The organism is Thermoanaerobaculia bacterium (assembly GCA_035717485.1).
Classification (GTDB): domain Bacteria; phylum Acidobacteriota; class Thermoanaerobaculia; order UBA5066; family DATFVB01; genus DATFVB01.
Genome location: DASTIQ010000122.1, coordinates 1 through 4219, shown reverse-complemented (window position 1 = coordinate 4219; position 4219 = coordinate 1). Strand labels below are relative to the sequence as shown.

Sequence of the window (4219 nt, the reverse complement as noted above, 5' to 3'; positions counted from 1 at the left end):
AGCGAACCGCTCGCTCTCGGAGCGATCCAGTGGATCGCGACGGCCCGGTATCGAGGGCCGCGGTGAGGATCGTCTATCTCCTCGCTTCGAGCGTCCTCTCGGGGGGAACCAAGGTCGTCCTCCAGCAGGCCGAGGAGCTCGCGAGCCGCGGCCACCGCGTGACGGTCGTCTGCCCCGAGCCGCCGCCCTCCTGGTTTCCCCGCGGGAGGGCGGCGTACGAGGAGTCGGCTTTCGGAACGTCCCGCGCCCTGCCCGAGAGCGACGTCGCCGTCGCGACGTTCTGGACGACGGTCGAGCCCGCCGTCGCGCACGCCGCCGGCCGCGTGTTCCACCTGTGCCAGGGCTACGAGGCGTCTTTCGGCGGTTACGCGAACGTTCGCGACCGGATCGTCGCGGCGTACCGGCTCCCGACGCGGAAGCTCGCCCTGACGCCGCGGCTCCGGGAGGTCCTGCGCGAGAACGGCCATGGCGAGGCGGAGGTGATCGGGCAGGCGTTCGACGCGGCGGCGTTCGCCTCTCCTCCACGGCCGGCTCGGGAGCCTCTCTCGGTTCTCCTGCCCGGGATCGACGAAGGGGACGTGAAGGGAGTGCGGGACGGCCTCGCGGCGCTCGTGGATCTGCGCGCCCGCGGTGAAATCTTCCGGATTCTCCGCGTCTCGCCCGAACCCGTCTCCCGATGGGAGCGGGATCTCGGAGCGACCGACGAATACCACCGGGCCGTGGCCGTCGATCGCATGCCGTTTCTGTACCGGCGGGCGGACGTGTTCCTCGGCCCCTCGCACGTGGAGGACGGGTTCGACCTGCCCGCCCTGGAAGCGCTCGCGTCGTCCCTTCCGGCAGCGCTCTCCGACACGCCGGCGCATCGCTTCTCCGCGGGCGACGCCGCGGTCTTCTTCCCCCCGGGCGACGTCGCGGCGATCGCCGAGGCGGTCGCGAAGCTCCTGCGCGATCGCCCCGAACGGGAACGCCTGGCGCATCGGGGGCCCGCCCGCGCCGCCGCGTTCCGGACGAGCGACGTCGCCGACCGGCTGGAGGCGATCTTCGCGGAAGCGATACGGGAAGAACGCGAGGCGCGGAAATGATCTCCGGCCCCGAGCTGTCGGCGATCGTCGTCTCGCACCGCTCCGCGGTCGAGGCGTCGGCGTGCGTGGCGGCGCTCCGGGCCGCTTTCGAGCACGGAGGCGTCGAGGGCGAGGTCGTGGTCGTCGATTGCGGGTCGGGCCCCGAGGAAGTCTCACGCCTGCGGGGCGTTTCCGCCGACCGCTTCCTTCCGATCGAGAACCGCGGCTATTCGGGCGGCGTCAACGCCGGAATCTCGGAATCCCGCGGCGGTTTCCTTCTCTTCTGCAACGCCGATACCGAGCTCGATCCGGGCGCGCTGCGCCCCCTGATCGAGGCGGCGGGCTCCCCGCGGGTGGGAGCGGCGGCTCCGATCCAGTTCGCCGATCGCGCCTGCCGCGTCTTCCTGCCGACCGGGTACGGATCCGGTTTCCTACGGGATCTGGCGGGCGCGTTCCGGCCCGGCGCCGACGCCCGATTCGCGCGGCATGCGCGCCGGCAGTGGCGCCTCTGGACGGAAGGAGGCGACGCCGACTATCTCGTCGGATCCGTGCTCGTCACGCGGCGCGACGTCGTCGATCGGGTCGGCCGGTTCGACGAAGGTTTTCCGTTCGAATACGAAGAGACGGAATGGGAGGACCGTCTTCGGGAGTCGGGACGCGCGCTTCGCGTCGTCGCGGAAGCCCGGGCCCTCCATTTTCCCGGCACCTCCTCGCGGCGCAACCCCGAAACGGAAGAGCGCCGCGCCCTCTCCCGGCGGCGATATCGTTCGCGCCGATACGGCCGGCTCGGCCGGGCGGTCCTGGAGGGAACGGAGTCCGTTCTCCGCCGTTCCGCGCCGGAGGCGCCGCCCGTGGGGCCGGAGGCCGCGCGCGCGGACGGAAGCGCCCTGGCGTTCTCGCCGATCCCGTCGCTCCTCCCGTTCGCGGGGGTTTCGCTCTCTTCGTCCGTCGACGTCGGGGAGGTCGCGCGGGCCCTCGGCGGGACGATGTATGTCCGGACGTTCCGGACCGGCGACGGCCGCCCCGGGCCGCTCGGGAGGGCCGTCGCGTGAGCTTCACCGTGCGCGTCGCCACGGAGGAGGATTCCCCCGGAATTCGCGAGCTCTTCGGCCGCACGTTCGGGCGCGCGATGACCGCGGAAGAGTGGCGGTGGAAATACCCGGAGAACCCGGACGGGTGGATCGCCACGGTGGCCGAGCTCGACGGCCGGATCGTCGGGCACTACGGAGGGTGGCCGCTTCGCGCCGTGATCGGAGGGCGGGAGTCGACGATCGTCTCGGTCGGAGACGTGGCGACGGAGCCTTCGATCCGGCATCTCGGAGGCCGCCGGAACGCCTTTCGCTCGATGGCGGACGCGCTCTTCGACGTCCTGAAGTCTCGCGGCGTGCCCTTCGTCTTCGGTTTTCCCAATGCGCGGGCGCTCGCCGCCGGAGCCCGGCTGCTCGGATACCGGGCGGAGTTCCCCGTGCGGACGATCGAATACGAACTCGAGGGCGGTCTCACCGGTTCCGGAATCGGGTCGGAATGGGTCGAGGCTTCGTACGATGCGCTGTGGGACCGATGCCGCGCGGCGCTCCCGGCCGGGCTCCTCCGGGACCGGCGGCGCATCAACTGGCGTTATCACGCGCGTCCCGACCGCTGGTACCGGTTCGTGACCGTCGAGGGGACCGGCGGCGACGCCGCCTGCGGCGTCCTCTCCGTGCTCGCCGAGGAGGCGCTCGTCGTGGAGGCGGCCGTCGCGGACGCCTCGGGCGCGCTTCGGCTCTTCGAGGCCCTCTCGGCGGAGGCCGCCGCCCTGGGCGCGCGCCGCCTCGTCTTCTGGGAAACTCCGGACGGTCCCCTTTCCGCGATCGCGGGGCGCGACGCGGCTCGCCGCCGCGGCGCGCGGGCCGCCGAGACGGGCTTCTCGTTCGCGACGGTCCCCTTCGACGAGGCGGTCACCGCCGAGTTCGTGCGGTGCGCGCAGATCGCTGCCGGGATCTACGACGACCGGTGAGCGGCGCCCGCGAGGATCCGCGGCAGCGTGGGATAATGCCCGCGGACGAATGGAGGAAAACGAGCTGATCCCGTACTCCGCGTCGGAGATCGCGGCGGAACGCGTGCTCACCCTTTCCGCCCATCCCGACGACGACGTCTTCGGCGCGGGAGGTCTCCTCGCACGGCTCGCCCGGACCGCGGAGGCCGTCCGCGCGGTCGTCCTGACGTCCGGGGAGGCCCAGGAGGCGGGGCCCGCCGGGTCCGCGGATCCGGACACCCGCCGGCGCGAGGCGCGGGAGGCGGCAGGGGAGCTCGGAATCCGCGACGTCGTCTTTTGGGACCTGCCGGACCGCGCCCTCGCGGCGCGCCGGAAGGAAGTCGCGGCCCGTCTGCGCAGCGCGATCGTCGATTTCCGCCCGGATCTCGTCCTCGCCCCGTCGCCGTGCGAGATCCATCCCGATCACCGGGCGGTCGCGGAAGCGGCGTACGAGGCGGTCGCGACGTCGCGTCCGGGCGACGCGGATCACGGAGTGCTGCGGTGGACCCGGATCGCGTTCTACGAGATCACCCAGCCGATCCTCCCGAATGCCCTCGTTCCTCTCGGCGAACACGCCGAGGCCAAGCGGCGCGCCGTCTCGCGGTTCGTCTCCCAGGCGTCGATCCGGGACTACGCCGGCGCGGTCGAGGGCCTGAACGCCTTCCGGTCGCTCACGCTCGAAGGGAGCGGGCCGGCCGAATCGTTCCGGGTCGTGTCGGCGCCCGAAGCGGCGGTCCTTCCCCTGTCGGAGCTCCGACGGGAAATCGGACCCGGCGCGATCGCGGCCGGCGACAGGAGCGTCGCCCCGGCGGCCGTCGTCATCCGAACCCGCAACCGTCCGGCGCTCCTGCGGGAAGCGCTCCAGAGCCTCTCGGCGCAGACCGCGCGTCCCCGGGCGGTCGTCGTGGTCAACGACGGGGGAGGGCCGATCGACGCGGTGGTTTCGCCGTTCGCGTCGGATTTCGATCTCGTCCGCGTCGATCATCCGCAGGCCGCGGGCCGCTCCAACGCGGCCAACGCCGGACTCGAGCGGATCGGGGAAGAAGCGCTCGGGTTCCTCGACGACGACGACGTTCTCGCCCCGGATCATTTCGCTCGTCTTCTCACCGCCCGCGCGGCGGGGCCCGAGCCGATCGTCTACTCG

Annotated in this window: 4 protein-coding genes; all 4 read left to right on the top strand. The window is 72.5% G+C overall.

Annotation, left to right across the window (positions count from 1 at the left end):
* The first annotated feature begins 62 nt into the window (after positions 1-62).
* On the top strand, positions 63-1082 hold the full coding sequence (locus VFS34_06615) for a glycosyltransferase family 4 protein (GenBank protein HET9794118.1): 1020 nt from the start codon (positions 63-65) through the stop codon (positions 1080-1082).
* Entirely contained in the window at positions 1079-2113 is a 1035-nt protein-coding gene (locus VFS34_06610; GenBank protein HET9794117.1) for a glycosyltransferase, read from the top strand. The genes VFS34_06615 and VFS34_06610 overlap by 4 nt, the downstream gene beginning before the upstream one ends.
* A complete protein-coding gene (locus tag VFS34_06605; protein HET9794116.1) occupies positions 2110-3057 on the top strand; it encodes a GNAT family N-acetyltransferase in 948 nt (315 codons plus the stop codon). Before VFS34_06610 ends, VFS34_06605 begins: the two co-directional genes overlap by 4 nt.
* Before the next feature lie 49 nt (positions 3058-3106).
* Positions 3107-4219 (top strand): PIG-L family deacetylase (locus tag VFS34_06600; protein ID HET9794115.1); only part of this gene is annotated, 1113 nt, incomplete at its 3' end.

Bases quoted from the DNA above. Each gene is read 5' to 3' on its own strand.
- VFS34_06610 (HET9794117.1), top strand. From the start codon at position 1,079: ATGATCTCCGGCCCCGAGCTGTCGGCGATCGTCGTCTCGCACCGCTCC.